At 62.3% G+C, this 21,140-nt stretch carries 24 protein-coding genes; 13 read left to right on the top strand and 11 right to left on the bottom strand.

The genetic code is table 11. The annotated features are described in order from the left end of the window. Nucleotides 1–194: 194 nt before the first annotated feature. The 5 genes from CHB75_RS14840 to CHB75_RS14820 form a co-directional block, all read right to left on the bottom strand. Nucleotides 195–905 (bottom strand): alpha/beta fold hydrolase, encoded by a 711-nt coding sequence (locus tag CHB75_RS14840; RefSeq protein WP_089271848.1) that lies wholly within the window; start codon nucleotides 903–905, stop codon nucleotides 195–197. Between the two features lie 21 nt (nucleotides 906–926). Next, nucleotides 927–1,721, bottom strand: a complete 795-nt coding sequence (gene pcaD, locus CHB75_RS14835; RefSeq protein ID WP_089271846.1) for a 3-oxoadipate enol-lactonase — start codon at nucleotides 1,719–1,721, stop codon at nucleotides 927–929. An 88-nt stretch (nucleotides 1,722–1,809) separates the two neighbouring features. Further along, on the bottom strand, nucleotides 1,810–2,784 hold the full coding sequence (locus CHB75_RS14830; protein ID WP_089271844.1) for a threonine ammonia-lyase: 975 nt from the start codon (nucleotides 2,782–2,784) through the stop codon (nucleotides 1,810–1,812). Nucleotides 2,785–2,860: 76 nt separating this feature from the next. Further along, nucleotides 2,861–3,682, bottom strand: a complete 822-nt coding sequence (locus CHB75_RS14825) for an alpha/beta fold hydrolase (RefSeq protein ID WP_089271842.1) — start codon at nucleotides 3,680–3,682, stop codon at nucleotides 2,861–2,863. Then, nucleotides 3,682–4,365, bottom strand: coding sequence for a haloacid dehalogenase type II (locus CHB75_RS14820; protein ID WP_089271840.1), 684 nt, complete (start codon nucleotides 4,363–4,365; stop codon nucleotides 3,682–3,684). Before CHB75_RS14820 ends, CHB75_RS14825 begins: the two co-directional genes overlap by 1 nt. Before the next feature lie 270 nt (nucleotides 4,366–4,635). Between CHB75_RS14820 and CHB75_RS14815 the strand changes: the two genes are divergently transcribed. Beyond that, nucleotides 4,636–5,064, top strand: a complete 429-nt coding sequence (locus tag CHB75_RS14815; RefSeq protein WP_089271838.1) for an FKBP-type peptidyl-prolyl cis-trans isomerase — start codon at nucleotides 4,636–4,638, stop codon at nucleotides 5,062–5,064. 127 nt (nucleotides 5,065–5,191) lie between these two features. On the opposite strand, the gene metG is transcribed toward CHB75_RS14815, so the two are convergent. Further along, nucleotides 5,192–6,904 (bottom strand): methionine--tRNA ligase, encoded by a 1,713-nt coding sequence (gene metG, locus CHB75_RS14810; RefSeq protein WP_089271836.1) that lies wholly within the window; start codon nucleotides 6,902–6,904, stop codon nucleotides 5,192–5,194. 95 nt (nucleotides 6,905–6,999) lie between these two features. Further along, complete coding sequence (locus CHB75_RS14805) at nucleotides 7,000–8,223, bottom strand: MFS transporter (protein WP_089271834.1); 1,224 nt, start codon at nucleotides 8,221–8,223, stop codon at nucleotides 7,000–7,002. 305 nt (nucleotides 8,224–8,528) lie between these two features. On the opposite strand from CHB75_RS14805, the gene modA reads away from it, so the two are divergent. Genes modA through CHB75_RS14785 form a run of 4 tightly spaced genes read left to right on the top strand, consistent with a single transcriptional unit; the run spans nucleotide 8,529 to nucleotide 12,205 of the window. After that, nucleotides 8,529–9,311 (top strand): molybdate ABC transporter substrate-binding protein, encoded by a 783-nt coding sequence (modA, locus tag CHB75_RS14800; protein ID WP_089271832.1) that lies wholly within the window; start codon nucleotides 8,529–8,531, stop codon nucleotides 9,309–9,311. A 15-nt stretch (nucleotides 9,312–9,326) separates the two neighbouring features. Beyond that, entirely contained in the window at nucleotides 9,327–10,022 is a 696-nt protein-coding gene (gene modB, locus CHB75_RS14795) for a molybdate ABC transporter permease subunit (protein WP_089271830.1), read from the top strand. Further along, nucleotides 10,019–11,113 (top strand): molybdenum ABC transporter ATP-binding protein, encoded by a 1,095-nt coding sequence (modC, locus tag CHB75_RS14790; RefSeq protein WP_089271828.1) that lies wholly within the window; start codon nucleotides 10,019–10,021, stop codon nucleotides 11,111–11,113. Before modB ends, modC begins: the two co-directional genes overlap by 4 nt. Before the next feature lie 48 nt (nucleotides 11,114–11,161). Next, entirely contained in the window at nucleotides 11,162–12,205 is a 1,044-nt protein-coding gene (locus tag CHB75_RS14785; protein WP_089271826.1) for an aldo/keto reductase, read from the top strand. Between the two features lie 66 nt (nucleotides 12,206–12,271). Here CHB75_RS14785 and CHB75_RS14780 read toward each other — a convergent pair whose 3' ends face one another. Next, nucleotides 12,272–13,132 (bottom strand): helix-turn-helix domain-containing protein, encoded by an 861-nt coding sequence (locus tag CHB75_RS14780; RefSeq protein WP_089271824.1) that lies wholly within the window; start codon nucleotides 13,130–13,132, stop codon nucleotides 12,272–12,274. Between the two features lie 113 nt (nucleotides 13,133–13,245). Here CHB75_RS14780 and CHB75_RS14775 point away from each other — a divergent pair, with 113 nt between their 5' ends. Then, entirely contained in the window at nucleotides 13,246–14,169 is a 924-nt protein-coding gene (locus CHB75_RS14775; RefSeq protein WP_089271822.1) for a fatty acid desaturase, read from the top strand. A 20-nt stretch (nucleotides 14,170–14,189) separates the two neighbouring features. Further along, complete coding sequence (locus CHB75_RS14770) at nucleotides 14,190–15,098, top strand: DMT family transporter (protein WP_089271820.1); 909 nt, start codon at nucleotides 14,190–14,192, stop codon at nucleotides 15,096–15,098. Between the two features lie 15 nt (nucleotides 15,099–15,113). Here CHB75_RS14770 and CHB75_RS14765 read toward each other — a convergent pair whose 3' ends face one another. Together CHB75_RS14765 and CHB75_RS14760 are read right to left on the bottom strand one after the other, a co-directional pair. Further along, nucleotides 15,114–15,833: an NUDIX hydrolase gene (locus CHB75_RS14765; protein ID WP_089272013.1), complete on the bottom strand. Its 720-nt coding sequence runs from the start codon at nucleotides 15,831–15,833 to the stop codon at nucleotides 15,114–15,116. A 24-nt stretch (nucleotides 15,834–15,857) separates the two neighbouring features. Beyond that, the gene (locus tag CHB75_RS14760; RefSeq protein WP_089271818.1) at nucleotides 15,858–16,247 is read right to left on the bottom strand and encodes a DUF983 domain-containing protein; all 390 of its coding nucleotides are present in this window, start codon (nucleotides 16,245–16,247) and stop codon (nucleotides 15,858–15,860) included. 305 nt (nucleotides 16,248–16,552) lie between these two features. On the opposite strand from CHB75_RS14760, the gene CHB75_RS14755 reads away from it, so the two are divergent. From CHB75_RS14755 to CHB75_RS14740, 4 genes are all read left to right on the top strand, one after another. Beyond that, nucleotides 16,553–17,077 carry an EF-hand domain-containing protein gene (locus CHB75_RS14755; RefSeq protein WP_176439151.1) on the top strand — a complete coding sequence of 175 codons (525 nt, stop codon included), beginning with the start codon at nucleotides 16,553–16,555 and terminating at the stop codon, nucleotides 17,075–17,077. A 75-nt stretch (nucleotides 17,078–17,152) separates the two neighbouring features. Next, the gene (locus CHB75_RS14750) at nucleotides 17,153–17,740 is read left to right on the top strand and encodes an RNA polymerase sigma factor (protein ID WP_089271814.1); all 588 of its coding nucleotides are present in this window, start codon (nucleotides 17,153–17,155) and stop codon (nucleotides 17,738–17,740) included. After that, on the top strand, nucleotides 17,730–18,077 hold the full coding sequence (locus CHB75_RS14745) for a hypothetical protein (RefSeq protein WP_141135121.1): 348 nt from the start codon (nucleotides 17,730–17,732) through the stop codon (nucleotides 18,075–18,077). The genes CHB75_RS14750 and CHB75_RS14745 overlap by 11 nt, the downstream gene beginning before the upstream one ends. Before the next feature lie 4 nt (nucleotides 18,078–18,081). Next, a complete protein-coding gene (locus tag CHB75_RS14740) occupies nucleotides 18,082–18,576 on the top strand; it encodes a periplasmic heavy metal sensor (protein WP_089272011.1) in 495 nt (164 codons plus the stop codon). Nucleotides 18,577–18,651: 75 nt separating this feature from the next. Here the strand turns inward: CHB75_RS14740 and CHB75_RS14735 are convergent, their stop codons facing one another. Then, nucleotides 18,652–20,028: a diguanylate cyclase gene (locus CHB75_RS14735; protein WP_089271810.1), complete on the bottom strand. Its 1,377-nt coding sequence runs from the start codon at nucleotides 20,026–20,028 to the stop codon at nucleotides 18,652–18,654. A gap of 106 nt (nucleotides 20,029–20,134) precedes the next feature. Here CHB75_RS14735 and CHB75_RS14730 point away from each other — a divergent pair, with 106 nt between their 5' ends. Next, complete coding sequence (locus tag CHB75_RS14730; protein WP_089271809.1) at nucleotides 20,135–20,419, top strand: DUF3572 domain-containing protein; 285 nt, start codon at nucleotides 20,135–20,137, stop codon at nucleotides 20,417–20,419. Next, nucleotides 20,416–21,132, top strand: coding sequence for an HAD family hydrolase (locus CHB75_RS14725; RefSeq protein ID WP_089271807.1), 717 nt, complete (start codon nucleotides 20,416–20,418; stop codon nucleotides 21,130–21,132). The genes CHB75_RS14730 and CHB75_RS14725 overlap by 4 nt, the downstream gene beginning before the upstream one ends. Nucleotides 21,133–21,140: the final 8 nt, after the last annotated feature.

The raw sequence follows: 21,140 nt of genomic DNA, 5'->3' as shown, positions 1-21,140 counted from the left end.
CCTTGGGTCCTGGTGGTGTTGGCGCCCTCTATACGCAGAGTGGTGTGCAAGGGATAGAGACGCGCCCTGAAAGAAGGTCAAACCCATGCCGTACGAGGCGAGGCCCGAGAAATGAACGTCCCGCAGTTTCTTCTCTTTTCCAAATACGCAACAGCAACCGCGCTGTCCGATTTCGGCCTGACCCTAACGCTAAGTCAGTCTGAGGCAATCCGGTCCAGATGCCGCGCCAGTTCTTCGGGGGCTGAGAAAAACGGAGAATGGGAAGTGTCCATGCCGATCACATCCCCGGGGGCGAAATCCGCAGCCATGGTGTGCTGGAATTCTGATGGGATGGCGCTGTCCTGTTCGCAGAGGATGTAGCTGCGGGGGACAGATTTGTACGCCTTGCCAAGGGTGACCTTGGTTGCCTGTGGCAGGGTGGGTTCCGGGCAAAGGTTCTCGAGCGCAAAGTCAAATGCCTCGTCCGGGCAGTCGTGATAAAAAATCTCGCGCGCGTGCTCTGGCAGAATTGAAAAGGTCTTGCCATCGCCGGACCTGCGGATCGCCTTCATGATCGGCTGGCGCGGGGCACGAAGGCGCATTTCGACCAAGGTGTGATCGTCCCAGGGGGCATAGGCACAGAGGTAGACCAAACGCTGGATAAGGGTGGGATCCATATCGGCGGCTCGGCTGATCGGAAAGCCGCCCATCGAATGGCCGACCACAATCGTGGGCCCGTCGAGGGCGTCGAGGATCGTTCGGGCATATAAGTCAAGTGTGATGTCTTCGATTGGCGTGCAATCCTGCCCGTGACCGGGCAGGTCGATGGCCCCAGCTGTATGGCCGAGGGCGGTGAGTTCAGGCAGAACATCGCGCCAGCACCAGGCACCGTGACAGGACCCGTGGATCAGAAGAAAATGAGACATTGGCCGGTTCCTGTTCTGTGATCAGACGTTGGCGTGGCCTTGGCGGGTGATGAAATCCGACAGGACACGCGCATATTCCTCGGGTTTTTCCACGCAGGGTAGGTGGCCCGCGCCGCGGATCAGGGCGAATTCAGAGCCGGGGATCAGGTCGATGGTTTCCCGGACCAGATCGGGTGGAGTCGATCCGTCCTCTGATCCCGCGATGCCAAGGGCGGGAAGACGCAGAGCGGCGGTTGTCGCCATGAAGTCGGTGCCCGAGATCGCAGCAGAGCAGCCCACATAACCCTCGACTGGCTGGCGGATCAGCATGTTGCGCCAGGCTGTGAATGCATCGGTCTGGCGGAACGGGGCCGAAAACCAGCGTGTCATCGTCGGGTCAGCCAACGCCTCGATACCGCCTGCGCGCACCCCATCGATCCGCTCTTGCCACATCTCACGTGTGCCGATCCGCGCTCCGGTGTTCGACAGAACGATGGCGCGGACAAGATCCAGCCGTTTGGCCGCTAGCCCCTGCGCGATCATGCCCCCGATAGAAAGGCCGACAAATATGGCGTCCTTGGCATCAAGGTGATCCATCAGCTTTTCGACATCGGACACCAGCGTGCCCATGCCGTATGGGGCGGGCGTGGCTTCTGAGAGGCCATGGCCGCGCTTGTCATAACGGATGAATTTCAGGCCCTTGGGCAGCAGCGGAATGATCTGATCCCAAAGCCTCAGATCGGTACCGAGAGAGTTGGAAAACACCACAGGCGCACCGGCAGGGTCGCCGTCGATGCGGTAGTGCAGGCGGATGCCGTCAAGGTTGGCAATGTGCATGGTTAGGCTCCCGTTTTGGTTTTTGAAGTGAGTATTGGTGCGATTTGTGAAAGGTTGGGATGTCCCCGTCAGCGGCGGTACCGGGTGCTCAGGCCGGAAATCTGTCCAGCGCCTGTGCGAAAATCTCTCCGTCCACGTTGCCGCCTGAGATGGTGACGATGACGGCCTCACCCTCGATCTCGCCCTTCCGGAACAGCGCAGCGGCGAGGGCGACAGCACCGCCGGGTTCGGCCACGACCTTGAGCCGGGCAAAGGCCAGGGACATGGCGTGCAGCGCCTCGTCTTCACTGACCACAAGGCCGGGGCCGCAAAGGCGGTGCAGGATCGGAAATGTTAAATCTCCCGGTTGCGGCGTGATGATCGCATCACAGAGGCTGCCCGAGGTGCGTGGGTTCCGCTCGATCCTACCGGAGGCGAGCGAGCGCGCCACATCGTCGAAACCTTCGGGTTCGGCGGGGCGCACGCGCAGCGACGGCGCGCGCGCCTCGAGCGCGAGAGCGATGCCGGAGGTCAGCCCGCCCCCGCCGCAGCAGACGATGACATCGGCGTTTTTGATTCCCAGCGCGGCAGCGTCTTCGGCGATCTCCAGACCGGTGGTGCCTTGCCCCGCGATGACCTGTGGTTCGTCAAAGGGTTTGATGAGCGTCAGGCCACGCTCACCTGACAGGCGGGCGCCAAGGACATCGCGATCCTCGCCCGCGCGGTCATATAGCACCACTTCGGCACCCAGCGCGCGGGTGTTGTCGATCTTCATACGTGGTGCGTCCGATGGCATGATGATGACGGCGGTAATCCCGTGTTCCCGCGCCGCCAGTGCTACGCCCTGCGCGTGGTTGCCGGACGAGAAGGCGATGACGCCCTTGGAGCGTATGTCCGGGGAAAGCGCCGAGACCGCAGACCAGCCGCCGCGGAATTTAAAGCTGCCGGTATGCTGAAGGCATTCGGCTTTGACATAGACGCGACGACCCGCGATCGCGTCCAGAAAAGGAGAAGACAGCATTGGCGTGCGGCGGGCGTGCCCCCGCAGGCGCTGGGCGGCGGCGTCGATCATGTCGATGTTCATGGCATGGGCCTTTGGAGGAGGTGGATTTTACGTATTTGGAAAGAGAAGAAGTGGGGATCGATCAGACGCATTGGTATCATCGCAGAAGGTCAAGCCACCTGCCAAGCGCGTTGATCGACTGCGGCTCGTCCAGAAATGGGATATGGCCGCGGTCTGGCACTTCTGCCGCGATCATGTCCGGTCGGCGGCGCTGCATCTCGGCAAAGGTTTCGGGCGAGAGAAGATTTGAATTCGCGCCGCGCAGGGTGCAGAGCGGCAGCCCTTCGAGAGCGTCAAACAGTGGCCAGAGGTCTGCTGTAGGCTGCGCGCCCGAGGACAGGACCGCGTCGCGCAGCCGAGCATCATAGCGGATGACCAGCCCGTCGGGGGTTTCGCGGTAGAGCCTTTCGGCCTCTTGGCGCCAGCGCTCCAGCGGAACATTGTCAAAACCATCGTCTGCGCGGGCTCGGGCCTCGGCTGCGGCGTCCCAGGTGTTCCAGGGTGGATTGCGGCCCAGATAGGTCTTGATGAAGTCGAGGCCGTTCTGAGCGATCTCGGGGCCGATGTCGTTGAGCGCGGCACCAAGCAGCCGGTCCTTGCCGGTCGCCGCGAGCAGCATGGCGATCAGCCCGCCGCGGGAGGTGCCTAGGATTGCCGCCTTATCGATTTGTAGGTGGTCGAGCAATTCGAGGGCATCGCGCGCCTCGGTCGGGATGGTGTAGGTCTGTGGATCTGACCATTCGGACAAGCCGCGGCCGCGATAGTCGAGACGGATCAGCCGAACGCCGGTCAAATGCGAGGCAACGTCGTCGAAATCGTGCAGATCCCGGGTCAGGCCCGGGAGACAGAGCAGAGGAAGTCCCTGGCCTTCGTCTGCGTAATGCAGGGTGACGCGGTCGGAGGATGTGAACGTCGGCATCAGCTGGCAAGTTCCGGGATTGTGGAAAGGTTTTTCAGGATGTGACGTGGGCGGTGCGGCAACCGGTCGACCGGGTCGCCTGCGCGATTGACCCAGGCGGTGGTAAAGCCGTAACCGGCCGCGCCAGCAATATCCCAGCCGTTGGAGGAAACGAACAGTACTTCTTCGGGGGCGCAGCCGAAGCGCTGGCCGACAAGGTCATAAACCTGCGAGGCGGGTTTGAAGATCTGCACCGCCTCGACCGAGAGAACTGCGTCGAGCCAGGTTTCAATGCCCGCGCTATCGACGGCACCGTCGAGCATGTCGGGATTGCCGTTTGACAGGATGGCGCAGGTTTTGCCGTGTGCCTTGAGCGTGGCGAGCATTTCGGGCACCTCCGGATAGGCGGCGAGTTCCCAGTAGAGGGCCAACAGGCGTTCGCGCAACTCGGGGTCACCGTCCAGACCGTGGCGCTCGATGGCCCAATCGAGGCCATCCATCGTGACCTGCCAGAAGGTTGTGTGTTCTTTGGTGATCGCGCGCAGCCATGTGTATTGCAGTTGCTTGAGCCGCCAGTCCTCGGCCAGGGTTTTCCAGCAGGCGGCCAGCGCGTCCCGACCGGGTTCGTCTGCCGCGCGGCGCGCAGCAGAGGCGACATCGAACAGCGTGCCGTAGGCATCGAAGATGCAGGTTGTGATGGCCATGGGTCCCCCCGATTTCGAATTGCGGCCAGACTGTCATGCTGGCGCTACCGGGGAAAGGGAGAAAGAGGTCGCGGGGCGGCGGCGCGGGTGTGGGGGGCGTGGCACGCAGCGCGGGCACGATAAAAGGCACGGATATCGTGCTTTTTCAGCTGTTTCGAGGAAGTTGGTTTGCAATTTCTGCCTGCCGCCCCTAAATTTGTGCATGAGCATGAGTACCCGCGCAGGACGCGGCCTCGCAAAGTAACCTTCATGACAAGACTGGATTTCCGTATGACAGAAGTGAAAACGGGTGACACCGTGCGCATTCATTATACCGGCACATTGGATGATGGCACGACATTCGACAGTTCGACGGGGCGCGATCCGCTGGAATTCACCGTGGGTTCCGGGCAGATCATCCCCGGGCTCGACAAGGCGATCCCCGGCATGACGATCGGCGAGAAGAAGACCGTGGCGATCGTCGCGGACGAGGCCTATGGCCAGCCCAACCCCCAGGCGCGCCAAGCCGTGCCGCGCACCGAGATTCCGGATGATATCCCGCTGGACTTGGGTACGCAGTTGCAGGTTCAGACCCCGACAGGTGAAGTGATGCCGGTGACGGTGGTCGAACTGACCGAGGCCGAGGTGACACTGGATGCGAACCACCCGCTGGCGGGCAAGGATCTGACCTTTGCCATCGAGCTGGTCGAGATCGCCTGAGCCAACCGGATTTGATCCGATTGAGTGGCCTTTGGCCACACTGGTTTGATTGAAAAACGCCGGGCCCTGCGGGGTCCGGCGTTTTTGCATGTGGCAACCAAAGTGCGTCGTATTGATCTGGTGCCTGTTAACTGCGGATTCCGGAAAAGCGTGTTTGCCAGTCGGCGCGCTCGTCGTCGGTGATCTTGCGGAACGTGACCTCTGGAACCGTAAAGGCATGGCCTTCGGGCAGGGCGGAGAGGGCCGCTGCGATGTCGTCGGGCCATTGCGCGTCGCTGGCGTTGAGATCCGCGAGCAGCTGTGCTGACGCATCGGGGATGAACGGCGCGGAGAGTACACCGTAAAGCCGGATCAGGTTCAGTCCCAAGCGCGTCTGCATCGCCGCCTGTTCCGGATCCGTCTTGATTGTGGTCCAGGGCGCGACCTCTTGCAGGTATTCGTTGCCAAGCACCCAGAGCGCGCGCAGCGCGGCTGCGGCCTTACGGACCTCAAGGTGTTCCATCTGCGACTGATAGTCAGAGAGCCGGGTGGTGAGGTCGGCGATCAGTTGATCTTCGCGCGGGCCCATGGTGCCGCCCGAGGGGACGGCTTCGCTGAATTTCGAACGGCAGAATTTGGTGACGCGTGATGCGAAGTTGCCAAGCACGTCGGCGAGGTCTTTGTTCACCGAAGTCTGGAAGTTTTCCCAAGTGAATTCCGCATCCGAGCTTTCGGGCGCATGACTGAGAAGCCACCAGCGCCAGTAGTCCGGCGGCAGGATTTCCAGCGCCTGATCCATGAAAACCCCGCGTCCGCGAGAGGTCGAGAACTGGCCGCCTTCGTAGTTCAGGTAGTTGAACGACTTGATGTAGTCGACCAGTTTCCACGGCTCGCCGGATCCGAGGATCGTCACCGGGAAGGACAGCGTGTGGAACGGTACGTTGTCCTTGCCCATGAACTGGGTATAGCGCACGTCGTCGGCACCCTTGTCGGTGCGCCACCAGCGTTCCCAATCGGTGCCTTTTCCGGCCTCTTCCCATTCCTGCGCGCAGGCGATGTATTCGATGGGCGCGTCGAACCAGACGTAGAACACCTTGCCCTCCATGCCCGGCCAGTCCTCGGTTCCGCGCTTGACGGCAACACCCCAGTCGAGGTCGCGGGTGATGCCGCGATCTTGCAGGCCGTCGCCATCGGTTAGCCATTTCTTGGCGATCGATGTGGTGAGGATGGGCCAGTCGGTTTTGGAGTCGATCCAGGCCTCGATCTGATCTTTCATCGCGCTTTGGCGCAGGTAGAGATGCTTGGTTTCACGCATTTCGAGGTCCGTGGCGCCCGAAATGGTGCTGTGCGGATTGATCAGGTCAACCGGGTCAAGCTGTTTGGTACAGTTGTCGCACTGATCGCCCCGCGCGCTTTCAAAGCCGCAGTTGGGGCAAGTGCCTTCGATATACCGGTCGGGAAGGTAGCGCCCGTCGGTGGGCGAATACATCTGGGTTTCCGAAACTTCTTTGATCAGGCCGCGGTCGGCCAGGACGCCGGCGAAATGCTGGGTCAGGGTGTGGTTCTGCGGGCTGGACGAACGGCCGAAGTGGTCGAAGCTGAGCCGGAAGCCCTTGGCTATCTCGGCCTGCACGGCGTGCATTTCGGCGCAGTATTCGGCCACAGGCTTGCCCGCCTTCGCGGCGGCAAGCTCGGCGGGGGTACCGTGTTCGTCCGTGGCACAGAGGAACAGTACCTCGTGGCCGCGCGCGCGCAGGTAGCGGGCGTAAAGGTCGGCCGGAAGCTGGGAGCCGATGAGGTTCCCGAGGTGCTTGATCCCGTTGATGTAGGGGATTGCAGAAGTGATGAGGTGGCGTGCCATGTCTTTGGTCCCGCTGATGTCAGGGTTTGGTGTGCTTTACCGGATGTTGCAGGGCGTGGCCAGTGGCGGGAATGTGGGGGCTGACTGCCCCCCTGTCAGTGGCGATCGCGTGCGCGGGCCATGAGGCGGCCGATCAGGAAGCTGGTGCGCGGTGCATAGACGTAGGGCGTGCGGGGCCGGGCAGCGGGGCGCGCCCGCATGCGGATCATGCCGAAAACCACAAGGACGGCATGACCGATGGCGATCAGGATGAACAGTGCAGGCGGGCCGAAGGCATTCATCAGCAATGACGCCACGTAGGGCGCCGCAATTGCGCCGACAGCGTACCAGAACATAAGCGCAGCTGAGAGTTCGACCCGTTCCGAGCTGTCGGCAAAGTCGTGGGCATGGGCCGAGGCGACCGAGTATATGGGAAAGGTGGTGAGGCCAAAGAATGTCGCGGTGAGCATGATGCCCGCAGTCGACAAGCCGGTGAGCGAGGCGGTCAAGGCACAGCTGAATATAGCGGCGACCGAGAGCCAGATCAGCACTAGACGGCGGTCGAATTTATCGGCGAGCCAGCCCACGGGATATTGCGACAGCGCCCCGCCCAGCACAAAGGCGGCAAGGAACCATGCGATCTGATCCACCGCAAGGCCGACGCCCTGACCGTAGACCGGGCCGACCATCCGGAAAGAGGCCGAGGACAGCGCCGCCACGATCACCCCGGCCGCAGCCAGCGGCGATCGATCCACGGCAAGGCGCGGGCGCAGGCGGGGGGCGGCAGGTGTTTCAGGCTGCTTTGAGGTGGTCAGCGTCAGTGGCAGCAGAGCGGCACAGCAGAGCAAGGCCAGAATGTTGTAACTGACATAGTGGGCTGGATCCAGAACCCCGATCATCAGCTGTGCGACTAGGGATGCGCCCATGTCCGCCACCCGGTAGGACCCCATGGCGCGGCCTCGTGTTTCGTTCGTGACCTCGGCCTGCATCCACGCCTCGATCACCGTATAGCAGCCCGCGACGCATAATCCTGACGCGATGCGCATCAGTGCCCATGCGTAAGGATCAAGCACCAGCATATGCGCCAGCAGGCCGATGGCACCAAAGGCCGTAAAGGCGGCGAAGGCGCGCGCGTGGCCGACCGACCCCATGAGGCGGGGTGCAAACCAACAGCCGATGAAGAATCCGAAGAAATGCGCCGATCCCAGCATCCCGATTTCAGAGGTCGAGAAGTTCAGCGCAAAGCCCGACAGCGCGTCCAGCGGGCCAAGAGCACCCGAGGACAGTTGCAGAAGGATGACCGACAGGAAGAGGGCCACAAAGGACAGGGGCAGGCGCATGCGTCTCTTAGGCCATGCGACGTTGGCTGTGTCGAGACAGGTTGCGACCTTGGGTGTCGTTTTCGGTCTGAGCCTGTGAGGAGGCGGCGGCGGCGGCTCCGGGCTGTGGGGCGAGATGTGGATTGGGCTAAACAAAGTCGCCGACTGAGCAGTCCGAGCGCTATCACAAAGGTCACGGCGGCGCGCAGCATGTCGGTCAGAGGAAACATTTGCGGTATCTGATTGCCATTAACCCGTTGCCAAGAGCCTTGTGGCCGGTGGGTATTTTTGGCAGTTTAGGAAAAAATGCAGTCATAGGATGTAAAATGCACAAATTGCGCGGGGTACGCAGCCTGACACTCTGGCTGGTGTTAATATGTTGCGCCGTACCGCTGCGCGCCGCCGAGATTATGGTCTTTGCTGCGGCTTCGACCGGCGATGCGCTGACAGAGGCGGCCCAGGTCTGGGAGGCCGAAACCGGCAATCAGGTGACCCTCGCGCCTGCGGGTAGTTCTGCATTGGCGCGCCAGATCGCGGCCGGGGCACCGGTCGATATATTCCTGTCGGCCAACCCCGAGTGGATGGACTGGCTTGACGGGCAGGGAATGATCGACCCGGAAACGCGGCGGATATTGATGGGTAACGCGCTGGTGCTGATCCGTACCGGCCCCGCGTGGGGCAAGGCGGTAGATATCACGCCAGACTTTGACATCGCCGCCCGGTTGGGGCCGGACGCGCGGCTGGCCATGGCACTGGTCGAGGCGGTGCCCGCCGGGATCTACGGCAAGGCCGCACTGGAATGGCTCGGCCAGTGGGACGCCCTCGCGCCCCGCGTGGCGCAGGCCGACAATGTGCGCGCCGCGCTGGCGCTGGTGGCGCTGGGCGAGGCGCCATATGGCATCGTCTACGCCACCGACGCAGTGGCGGAAAGGCGCGTTCATGTGGCCGCCACCTTCCCCGAGGAAAGCCATCCGCCGATCCTGTATCCCGGGGCGGTGACGCGCGATGCGGCAGAGCCAGAGGCGGCTGAGGCCTTTCTGGACTGGCTGGCTGGTCCCGAGGGCGGCGCGATCCTGCAACAACATGGCTTTGTCCTGCCGTCAGAGTAGGTTACAGCGGGGGTCATGGATTTTCTTGGCCCCGAGGAATGGCAGGCTGTCGCGCTGTCGCTGAAGGTTGCCTTCTGGGCAACGCTGACCTCTTTGCCGTTTGGACTTGGCGTGGCGATGCTGCTGGCGCGTGGGCGGTTTCCGGGGCGGCAGGTGCTGAACGGAATTGTGCATCTGCCGCTGATCCTGCCACCGGTCGTTACGGGATATCTGTTGCTGCTGACCTTCGGGCGGCGGGGGCCTGTCGGGGGCGTTCTGGATCAGTGGTTCGGCATCGTGCTGGCATTCCGCTGGACGGGGGCGGCGCTGGCGGCGGCGATCATGGCCTTTCCACTGATGGTGCGCGCCATGCGCCTTGCCATCGAAGCGGTGGACCCGAAGCTGGAGCAGGCGGCGGGGACTTTGGGCGCGTCGCGCTGGAAGGTGTTCGTGACGGTCACCCTGCCACTGATCGCGCCCGGAGTGATTGCGGGGGCAGTGCTCGCCTTTGCCAAGGCGATGGGCGAATTCGGCGCGACCATTACCTTTGTGTCGAACATACCAGGACAAACGCGGACGGTGCCATCGGCCATTTACGCCTTTCTGCAGGTCCCGGGGGGCGAGGAGTCGGCGGTACGGCTGGTGATTGTATCAGTCACGATGGCCATGCTGGCGCTGCTGTTGTCTGAATGGTTCGCGCGGCGGGTTGCGCGCAGGATTTCCGGACGATGAGCCTGTCCGTCGATGTCCGCCACACCCTTGGCGATTTCCGCCTTGATGTGCAGTTCGACGCGCCCGACGGCGTGACGGTTCTGTTCGGCCGATCGGGGTCGGGCAAGACATCGGTGGTAAACGCGGTCGCCGGGTTGCTGGCACCGTCGCAGGGTCGCATCGTCGTTGGCGAACAGGTGCTGTTTGACAGTGCCGCGTGTGTCTCGGTGCCGGTGCACAAGCGGCGGCTGGGATACGTTTTTCAGGAGGGGCGGCTGTTTCCGCACCTGACCGTGCGGCAAAACCTGCTTTATGCGCGCCGCGTTTCGGGGAACCGGTCGCAGGACGGGCTGGAGCGGGTCGTCGACCTGTTGGGTATCGGTACCCTGCTGAACCGAAAGCCCGGCGCGTTGTCAGGGGGCGAAGCACAGCGTGTCGCCATCGGTCGGGCGCTGCTGGCGGACCCCCTGATGCTGCTGATGGACGAACCACTGGCGGCATTGGACGGGGCACGCAAGGCCGAGATCCTGCCGTATCTGGAACGGCTGCGGACAGAGGCGGGTGTGCCGATCCTTTACGTCAGCCACAATGTTTCCGAAGTCGCCCGGCTTGCGACCCATGTGGTCGTGATGGAGGAAGGGCGCGTGCTGAAAGCTGGCCCCGCAAGCGCGCTGCTGTCAGATCCGGGCATGGTGCGGGTCATGGGCGTGCGGGATGCGGGCGCGGTGATTGAAGCGCGGGTTTTGAGGCATGCCGCCGATGGGGTGACAGAGCTGCAATTTTCCGGCGGGGTGTTGTGCCTGCCCGAGGTCGAAGCCGACATCGGATCAGAATTGAGGGTGCGGATACTTGCGCAGGATGTGATGTTGGCGGTGGAACGCCCCAGCGGTATTTCGGCGCTGAACATTCTGCCGGTCGAGGTCCTGAGCCTGCGGCGCGGCGAGGGGCCCGGGGTCATCGTGCAGCTGCGCGCCGGGACTAATATGCTGCTGGCCCGGATAACGCGGCGTTCGGCGGATGCCCTTGATCTGCGCGAAGGCAGTTCCTGTTTCGCAGTGCTGAAGTCGGTGGCCGTGGCGCAGACCGATATCGGTCTGGGCTTGCAGAGTTGACTGGCGCGGTTAGTTTGCGCCGCAACGCAGAATGAAAGGTGTCCTGATATGAAGATGAATCCGCTTGGTCGAACCGGCCTGATGGTGTCCGAGCTGTGCCTTGGCACGATGACCTACGGCAACCAGACGAACGAAACCGTCGCCCACCGCCAGATCGCGATGGCGCATGACGCCGGTATCAACTTCATCGACACGGCAGAGATGTATCCGGTCAACCCAGTGCTGGCAAAGACGGTCGGCCTGACCGAGGAAATCATCGGCAACTGGTTCGCGGCCACCGGGCGGCGCAACGACTGGATCCTCGCGACCAAGCATTCGGGAGAAGGGCAGGATTTTGTACGTGGCGGTGCACCCATCACGTCAGAAACGATTCCGGGGTGCATCGAGGCTTCCCTGAAGCGGCTGAAGACCGATGTGATCGATCTTTATCAGTTTCACTGGCCCAATCGCGGGTCCTACATGTTCCGCAAGAACTGGACCTTTGACCCAAGCGGTCAGGACAAGGCGAGCACGATCCAACACATGCACGACGCGCTGGGTGCCCTGAAGGACGAGATGAACCGCGGCACGATCCGCAATTTCGGTCTGTCGAACGAAAGTGCCTGGGGCACGGCGATGTGGCTGAAGGTTGCCGAAGAAACCGCGACACCCCGCGTGGCATCGATCCAGAACGAATATTCGCTGATGTGCCGTCTGGCGGATACGGATCTGGCCGAACTGATGGTGAACGAGGCCGTCAGCCTGCTGCCGTTTTCGCCTTTGGCTGCGGGTCTGCTGACGGGCAAGTATCAGGGCGGTGCGGTGCCAGGTGGGTCGCGTATGGCGTTCAACGGCGATCTGGGTGGGCGCAAGACCGACCGCGCGTTTCTGGCGGTCGATGCCTATCTGAAGGTGGCTGAGGAATTCGGGATCGATCCGGTGCACATGGCGCTGGCCTGGTCGGCGCGCCGTCCCTTTGTCGCTTCGTCGATCTTTGGCGCGACCACGGTCGAGCAGCTGGAGCGGATCCTGGGGGCAAAGGACGTGACGCTTTCGCTCGAGCTGCTGGAGAAACTTGATGAGGTCCACAAGGCGCATCCGATGCCCTTCTGATCTGCACTATGGGCGCGAGGGGCCGTCCGTCCCCTCGCGCACCCCGAGAATATTTAGGTGAAGGGGTCAGGCGATTTCTGACCTGAGGGTTTCAAGGTGATCCGGCAAGGCACGTGCAGTGACTGTCGCCTCGCGGACGAGCTGGTCGAAATGAGTGGTAAAGGCTGTGATCCGTGCGGTGTCGCGGAAGGCGAGATAATTGCGGCCGACGTAGAGCACTGCGAGCAGCGGTCCAAAGATCGTGACCGGCGCAGAGTAGAGCCTTCGGGCGTCATAAAGGTAGGTCCGCAGGCGCGGATAAAGCGCGTCGCATAGTGTCAGAAGGTGGTCGATCTGGTCGTGGCGTATCTGCGCGGGGAGATCGGCGTAGTAGCCGGTAGCGGCGGCAAAGCTTTGCATCTCGAACAGCGGCAGAGCCATCTCATAGTCCGACCGTGACTGGCGCATCCAGTCAAGCCGGTCCGCCGAGGCGTTGATCGCCTGTTCTGCCGTGCGTCCCAGTTGCGGCGTATATTCCCATTCCAGCATGGCGCGGGTCTTGAGCATGTCGGGCAGGCCTGCCGGGACGTGGCGGATCTTGTAGCCGGCGGCTTCGCGGTGCCAGGCGAAAATCTGTTCGTCTACCAGCGCCCGGGGTGCTTCGGTCAACGACAGTGAATGGGCCAGCAGGTCGGCGGCGCTTTCGGGACGGTCCGACAGACCCAAAAGCCAGTCGGCAGAAACACCCAGAGCCGTCGCACAGCTGCCCACGACATGCGCATTGGGAAGGCGCGCGCCTTCGCCCGTCAACAATTGCGATATGGTCGAGCGGTCGACGCCCGTGTCCCGGGACAGGGCGCTTTGCGTTGTCTTCGCGCGGGTCATTGCCTGGCTCAGGCGGTCGCGGAACAGGGCGGCGCGGATGCGTTTGTCGATAATATTCTGCATTTGGTGATTAATATCACATTTGTTTGATTTTGTTAATTATTTCCGGAATGTACGCCTCCGTAGGTCAGCCTCTAGTGATGGTTACAGGATAATCCCCTGGTATCGGAGACGGAATGAGCAGTGCAGCCCTGCGCCGCGCCATACGGCGTGTGCGAACGATTGAGTGGCCCACATTGGGATTGCTGGCCGCATGTTACGGGGGCTGGGCGCTGGGCACCACATGGGCAGCTGCATTGTGGCTGCCGCTGGGAATGGCGCTGACCCTTGTCACGACAGCGATGCATTCTTCGCTCAGTCACGAGGCGCTGCACGGGCATCCGGTGCGCAACCCCTGGATCGACTCCGCTCTGGTGTTCCCGCCCCTGTCGGTGCTGATTCCCTACTTGCGGTTCCGGGACACGCATCTGGCGCATCACAACGATGCAATCCTGACCGACCCCTACGACGATCCCGAAAGCAATTATCTGGCCCCCGCCGTCTGGGTACACCTGCCGACGTGGTTGCGTTGGTTGTTGCAGATCAACAACCGGCTGGCCGGGCGACTGCTGATTGGCCCGGCGCTGGGTACGGTGACGTTCTGGGCGTCGGATGCGGCGCTGCTGCGTGCTGGCGACCGGCGGGTCGGGCTGGCATGGGGGCTGCATCTTGCCGGGCTCGTACCGGTGGTTTGGTGGATGGTGCGGGTGGCCGATATGCCGCTTTGGGCTTGGGCGCTTTCGGTTTATGGCGCTCATGGCGTGCTCAAGATCCGGACCTTTCTGGAACATCAGGCGCATGACCGCGCCCGGGGGCGCACGGTGATCATCGAGGATCGCGGACCGCTGGCGCTGATTTTTCTCAACAACAACCTGCATGTGGTGCATCATATGCATGCGTCTGTGCCATGGTATCGCCTGCCCGCGCTCTACTTTGGCAATCGTGAACGTTATCTCAAACGCAACGAAGGCTATCGCTACGCCTCTTACGCTGAGGTCTTCCGCCGCTATTTCTGGAAGGCCAAGGACCCGGTGCCGCATCCACTCTGGCCAAGGCCCTGATTCGCGGGCACTAGAGGCCCATGGACCTCTGGATTACCGTCACCCTCTTTGCTGCGTTTTTTCAGACCGTGCGCTTTATGCTGCACAAGGTTCTGAACATGGGCGGGCTTAGCACGACCGGATCGACCTTTGCGCGCTTTGCCTTTGCGGCGCCGGGAGCTGTGGTCATCGTCGGTTTTTATCTTTGGTTTCGGGGCATTGCGCCGCCCGCTCTGGGTGGAGCGTTCTGGGGCTATGCAATGGCGGGCGCGCTGGGGCAGATCCTGGCGACGATGTGTGTTGTCGCGCTGTTTCGGCAGCGCAACTTTGCGGTCGGCATCACCTTCAAGAAGACTGAGGTCATCCAGACCGCCCTTGTGGCCGCAGTGATCCTCGGGGAAAGCATCAGCACTGGCGGCTGGATCGCCATTGCCATTGGTCTGGCAGGGGTGCTGCTGCTGTCGGATGCCGGACAGATCGGCGTGGCTTTCTGGCGGCGGCTCGGTAACCGTGCGGTTGTCATGGGGCTCGCTTCGGGCTTCTTTTTTGCCATTTCCGCAGTGGGCTATCGCGCCGCCTCGCTTCAGATCGACCAGACGGATCCTTTGGTGCGGGCCGGTGTCACCCTTGTCTGCGTGACGATGGCGCAGAGCATTGCCATGGCGCTGTGGCTAAGGTTGCGCGAACCCGGGCAGATCACGGCCGTCTGGGCCGCACGCGGAATGGCGGTTTGGCTCGGGCTGACCTCGATGGCGGGCAGCCTGTGTTGGTTCACCGCTTACACCTTGCAGCATGCCGCCTATGTGCAGGCGCTGGGGCAAGTCGAACTGATGTTCTCGCTGATGGCCTCGGTCCTGTTCTTCCGTGAAAGGCTCAGCCGCCGGGAGCTGCTGGGTATCGCCTGCCTGACCCTTTCGGTTCTCGCGCTCATCCTCGTGATCGAAGGCTGACTGCCAGCGTTGTCCTCAGTCGGACATCGGGTGCCCGCGCAGACGCAGGAAAAGGCTTTCCTCATCATCGTTGCGAAAGAACGGCACGGATTTAGGCGGCGTCGCCGAACGCGCCCGCGCAGCAACTTCGGCCAGAACCACTTCGGTGATGAAGGGCAGATCAAAGTGCCGCACCTCATCCAGGTCGACCCACTGCAGAAGGCTAAGTTCATCTGAGGCAGCGGAAAAATCATCCGGGTCCGAGGCGAGTGTTTCCGCATCCGCCACAAAAAAGCGCGCATCAAAGCGGCGCGGGCGACCCGGCGGGGTGATGGCGCGGAACACAAATTGCAGCGGCTCGGCCAGAGGCACGTGCCCCGTCGCCGCAAAAGTTGCCCAGTCTTCGGGCGGCGTTTCCGCCCAGGTTCCGGGTTTGCCAAGGATCTGGCCGGTTTCCTCCCACAACTCGCGGATCGCTGCCACCGACAAGGCGTGGGCCAGCCCGGGGGCTGCTTCCTCTGACAGACGCGCGGCACAGAGATCGCTGAGGGGCGTGCCCAATGGCACCTGTGCATCCGCCTGGTCCACCGCACCGCCGGGAAAGACAAATTTGTTCGGCATGAAGGCCGCCGCTGCCCCACGCTGGCCCATCAGGACACGGGGCCGCGTGTCGCGATCACGCAGCACGATCACGGTGGCGGCGTTACGAATGGCGGTTTTGTCGATCGGCTTCGCTATGTCTTCAGGTTTGGTCATCATCGCGCCTAATTTGGGTGCGGATCATGCGGCCCGCGCAAAGCCGTGCATGTAGCGCGACCACTGGATCGCCACGATCACCCCCTTCAGTCGGGGCAAAAGATAGAGCGAAAGTGAGATGCAGCCAACGGCAAAGATCGTGAACAGGATCAGTGGATCGGGCCGGAATCTGGTGAACACGATCAGAAGCAGCGGAGCCATAAGGTGTCCAACAATTAGAATGGTCAGATAGGCGGGACCGTCATCGGCGCGGTGATGGTGGAAATCCTCGCGGCAGACCGGGCAGGCATCGCGCACCTGCAGATAGCCACGCAGCAGTGGCCCGTTGCCACAATTGGGGCAGCGGCGGCGCCAGCCCTTCCAGATGGCGGGCCAGGTCGGGCGGTCCTCGGCATGATGGGTCGTATTGGTCATCTGATCCTCGCGCGCGGCTTTCACCCTAGATGGGGCATGGGTGTGGACGGTTGAAAGGGTACAAACTGTCCTTGCGTCCGGATGTCGCGTCTGGCGCAGGCTGCATGCTGACCCTTTTGCCTGAATTTTGCGCCGGATGCCGCCTTCCTGCCGATGTCAGAGCGCCAGCAAGAGTGTCATGCCGGCGCACGGCCCACGTTTTTTTGTCGTAGATCGACGGAAATACGCACCCCACCCGTTTGAGATTGCAGAACCCGGGCCGAGAGCGCCCAGGTCAGCAAGAGGCAGAACAAGGAATGACTGCAATGAAAACTTCGAACTGGATCACCGGTGCGCTGATTGCCGCCATGGGCCTGACAGCCGTTGCGGCGCAGGCGGATGAAAAGCGTCCGGGTAAAGGCGATCGTGGCGAAGGTCGCGGCATGATCTTTGGCGAGTTGGACACCAATGGCGACGGTGAACTGACGATGGAAGAGATGACTACCCGCGGTAGCGAGCGCTTCGCCGCCGCTGACACAAACAGCGACGGACAGCTGAGCGTGGACGAGATGAACGCAATGGCGCAGGCCCGTGTTGCGGAACGCACGGCGCAGATGATCGAGCGTATGGACAAGAATGACGATGGTACGCTCAGCCGCGAGGAAATACAGGGTCGTCGCGACCCGGCAAAGATGTTCGAACGTGTCGACCGCAATGACGACGGTGTGGTGAGCGAAGAGGAATTTGCTCAGTTCAACAAGAAGATGCGCGGCGACCACGGCAAGCGTGGGGACCACGACAGGGGTGGGAAAGACGGCAAGCGCCGCCATCACGACCACGACAGGGGCTGACATTGTGGCGATGCCGGGCGGGAGCGTTCCGTCCGGCGTTGCCCGAACCCGGATGAATCTGTACCGGTTGGAGTTATGAAAGTGCCCCTCGACGCGATGAACGAGTATGACGACGATGCCCTGCTCGCGCTATATGCGCGTGGCGACGCGGGTGCGGCGCGTGCTTTGACCGCGCGACTGGGACCTCGGGTATTTTCGCATGCGCAGCGCCTGCTGTCGGATCGTGCCGAGGCAGAGGATGTCACGCAAGAGGCGCTGTTGCGCCTGTGGCGGATCGCGGCGGACTGGCGCACCGGCGAGGCGAAAGTGACCACCTGGCTGTATCGCGTGACGGCCAACCTTTGCACCGACCGTCTGCGCAAACGGCGCGGAACCGATCTCGATGCGGTTCCCGAGATCAGGGACGAGCGCCCCTCGGTCGAGGAGACAATGCAGCAGCGGGCGCGGGCAGGGGCGCTGCAGGCGGCACTGATGCAACTGCCCGAGCGGCAGCGGCAGGCGGTGGTTCTGCGCCACATCGAGGGTCTGGGAAATCCAGAGATTGCCGGGATCATGGATCTGGGTACCCGGGCGGTAGAGAGTTTGACCGCGCGCGGCAAAAAAGCGCTTGAGGCACTGCTGCTGGGGCAGCGAGAGGAACTGGGATTGCATGATGACACATGACACGAACACATCCGCTGATGGCGATCTGGCCGCCTTTTTCGACGCGGGACGTCAGGCGGGCGAAAGTCCTACTGGCGATTTCATGATGCGCCTTGAAGCAGATGCCCTGCGTTTGCAGCCGGTTCCGCAGGCGCGGACGCGCGGTTCGGTCTGGGGTGATCTGCTGCGTGGATTGGGTGGCTGGCCCACGGTTGCGGGGCTGACTGCGGCGGCCTGTGCGGGCGTCTGGATCGGAGTCAGCCCGCCGGATCTGATGCTGACCATGCTACAGGATCAGTCGGTAATTCAGAACGTCGATCCGCTTAGCGGATATGACTATGCGATGCTGGGGGGCTGAGGCGATGGCTGATATCGAAACTGGAAAAAGACGCTGGCTGCGACCGTTGTTGATCGCTTCGCTGGCATTGAACCTGGCGTTCGTAGGTGCGATCGCGGGCTTTGCCCTGATCGGCGGCAGGCATGACAAAGACGAACGTGCTGCGCGCGGGGCAGAGGGTATGCCCTATATTCGCGCGCTGAGCGACGAAGGCCAACGTAAGATGCGAGATGCATTGCGGCGCGATTTCCGCGATCACCGAGAGTCGCGGGGCCAGGTAACAGAGGGTTACCGTGCCGCGCTGGAAGCTCTGCGCGCGGAACCTTTTGACCGGGCGGCGCTGATGGACGTGCTGAAACAACAGAGCGCGCGGGCGCGCGAGAGGTTTCTGGGCGGGCAGCGCGTAATGATCGATTTCGTGGCGAATATGACGCCGGACGAACGGGCCGCCTATGCCGACCGGCTGTCTGAGCAGATTGACCAACTGGAAAAACGCTGGAGGAGCTTGGACAGGGACTGATGCGGTCTACGACCGCTCACCCGGTTCAATTCTGACAAAGTGCGCGGCCCGATGGGTGTTCCGTGCATCGCAGCCTTAGGCCGCAACTGGCCCAAGCAAGGCCTGATTGCGGCCATCGGCCTTGGCGCAATAAAGCGCGCGATCCGCCATGGCGATCAGTTCTGACGATGGGATATTGTTTTCTGGCGTAGCGATGGCGATCCCGATGCTGAGTGTCTGAGGCAGTTGCAGCCCGGAAGGGCTGATTTCAAAGGGGTGCGAGGAAATCAATTGGCACAGCCGCGAGGCGAGATGCAATGCCGTGACGCAGTCGGTGTCGGGCATTGCGATCAGGAACTCTTCGCCACCAAGACGAGCCAGCAGATCCGCCGCACGCAAGTTGTTGGAAAGCCTTCGGGCGACACCGGTCAGCACGGCATCCCCGGCCGCGTGGCCATGGACGTCGTTCACCCGCTTGAAATGGTCGAGATCGGCAACCATCACGGCAAGGGGCCGCTTTTGCTGAGCAGCCCGTTCCGCCATACGGGCCAGATGTGGCATGGCGTAGCGCCGGTTGAACAGTTCGGTCAGCGGGTCGGTCAGTGCGGCCCGAAGCCCGTCGCGGACATTATCGCGCAGGCGGTCCACATGGCGTTTTCGCCGGATCTGTTTCTGCAGCCGCAGTACCATTTCACGCGGTTCCGGCCCGGTGCACATGAGGTCATTCGCCCCCAGATCGAGAGCCGAAGCTGCACTGCGCCGCTGCTTTGGATAAGTGACATACAGGATGGCGGCATGCCGCGTCTCGGTGCTGGCGCGCAGATTGGCCAGCAGTCCCAGCCCTCCGCCTTCGCTTGCGGGGTGTTCGAGGATCACCACCACTTCGGGAGGCGGATTTAGATCGCGTAGCACCGAGTCTTGCGGGACGATGCTAATCCGGTCCGGCAGCGTCTTGCGCAGGTCCTCCAGCAGAGGCTCAAGTTTTCGGGGCGCGCCAATCGGTACAATCGCCACGCGGGCGGGCACGGCAAAACCTGCGGCCTCTTCCGCGAGGCCAAGGGCGCGCTGGGTGTCGTCGCGCAGTCGTAGTTCTGCCTCTGCATCGCGGGCCCGCAGCAGACTGCGCAGCCGGGCAAGCAGGACAAGCTCGTCTATCGGGCGGGTCAGGATGTCGTCGGCACCGGCAGACAACGCGGAGATCCGCGCATCGGTCTGGTCGATGCCGTGAACAAGGACGACCGGAATTTCGGACCAGGATTGATTGGCCTTGATTCGGGCGCACAATTCGGGCCCGCTAAAATCTGGCAGATCCATTGACACAATAACCGCATCCGGCTGATGTTGGCCAATCATGTCCAGCGCCGCCGCCCCGGTTTCCGCCAGCATCACTTCATAGTAGGCAGCCGCAAGCTTGACCCGCAGAATGATGCGGTTCGTCGGTAGACCATCAACGATGAGAATGCGGCCGGTCATTCGTTAAACTACCCTTTCATGGTGCCATGCGACGCGGCACTTGCAACGCGAGACAGTGTAAGTCTTTAGTTATTTTGGTTAACAAACCCTTTCGGAGACGCAACAAATGGCAATCGGGCGAGAACGTGCCGAAGTAATTGGACTGCAGGCCGTCGCCTGGCTGGCCGCGAACGAAGAACTCTTGCCGATTTTTCAGGGATCTACCGGCGCTTCAGAGGATGATTTCCGTCGTGGGCTGTCTGATCCTGTTTTTCAGGGGTCTGTTCTGGATTTTTTGCTGATGGACGATGCCTGGATCATGGCATTTTGCGATACTCAGTCTCTGGGCTATGAGCTGCTGATGCAGGTCCGGGCGATGTTGCCCGGAGGGGAGCAGGTGCATTGGACATGACCAAGAGGGTAACAAGCGGCCCGATCGGTGCGGTGTTGTTCGACAAGGATGGTACTCTGTTCGACTTTGGCGCGACCTGGAATGTCTGGGCGGGCGAGGTTTTGCGCGAATTGGCCGAAGGCGATGCCGCAGTGCTGCAGGCACTGGCAGGCGCGGCGCACTATGATCTTGTTGCGTCCGAGTTTCTGCCCGAAAGCCCGATCATCGCAGGCACCAATCGGGAGGCGGCAGCCTGTCTTGCCGTGGCGCTTCCAAAACGCTCGGTAGAAGAGATCGAGCGCCATCTGATGTTGACGTCCTCGGTCGCACCGCTCGTGCCGGTGGTACCGCTGGTTGCCTTGCTGGCCTCAATGGCGGCGGGGGGGCTGAAACTGGGCGTGATGACCAATGATACGGAATACGGCGCATTGTCCCATCTGGGGCAGGCGGGCGTGGCCGAACTGTTCGATTTTGTCGCCGGATTTGACAGCGGGCATGGCGCAAAGCCCGCGCCCGGGCCCCTGCTGGCCTTTGCCCGTGCTGTTGGTGTGGCACCAGAACGCTGTGTGATGGTCGGGGACAGCACCCATGATCTGGTGGCCGGGCGCGCAGCGGGCATGCGTTGCGTCGGCGTACTGACCGGACCTGCCGGGACAGAGGCGCTGGAGGTGCTGGCAGACGTGGTGTTGCCGGATATCGGCCATTTGCCCAAGTGGATCGAGTCGCTGTCCTGACGCCCGGC

Origin of the sequence: Puniceibacterium sediminis (assembly GCF_900188035.1) — a bacterium.
In the GTDB taxonomy this organism is placed as follows: Bacteria; Pseudomonadota; Alphaproteobacteria; order Rhodobacterales; family Rhodobacteraceae; genus Puniceibacterium; species Puniceibacterium sediminis.
This window is presented reverse-complemented; position numbering and strand designations above follow the sequence as displayed.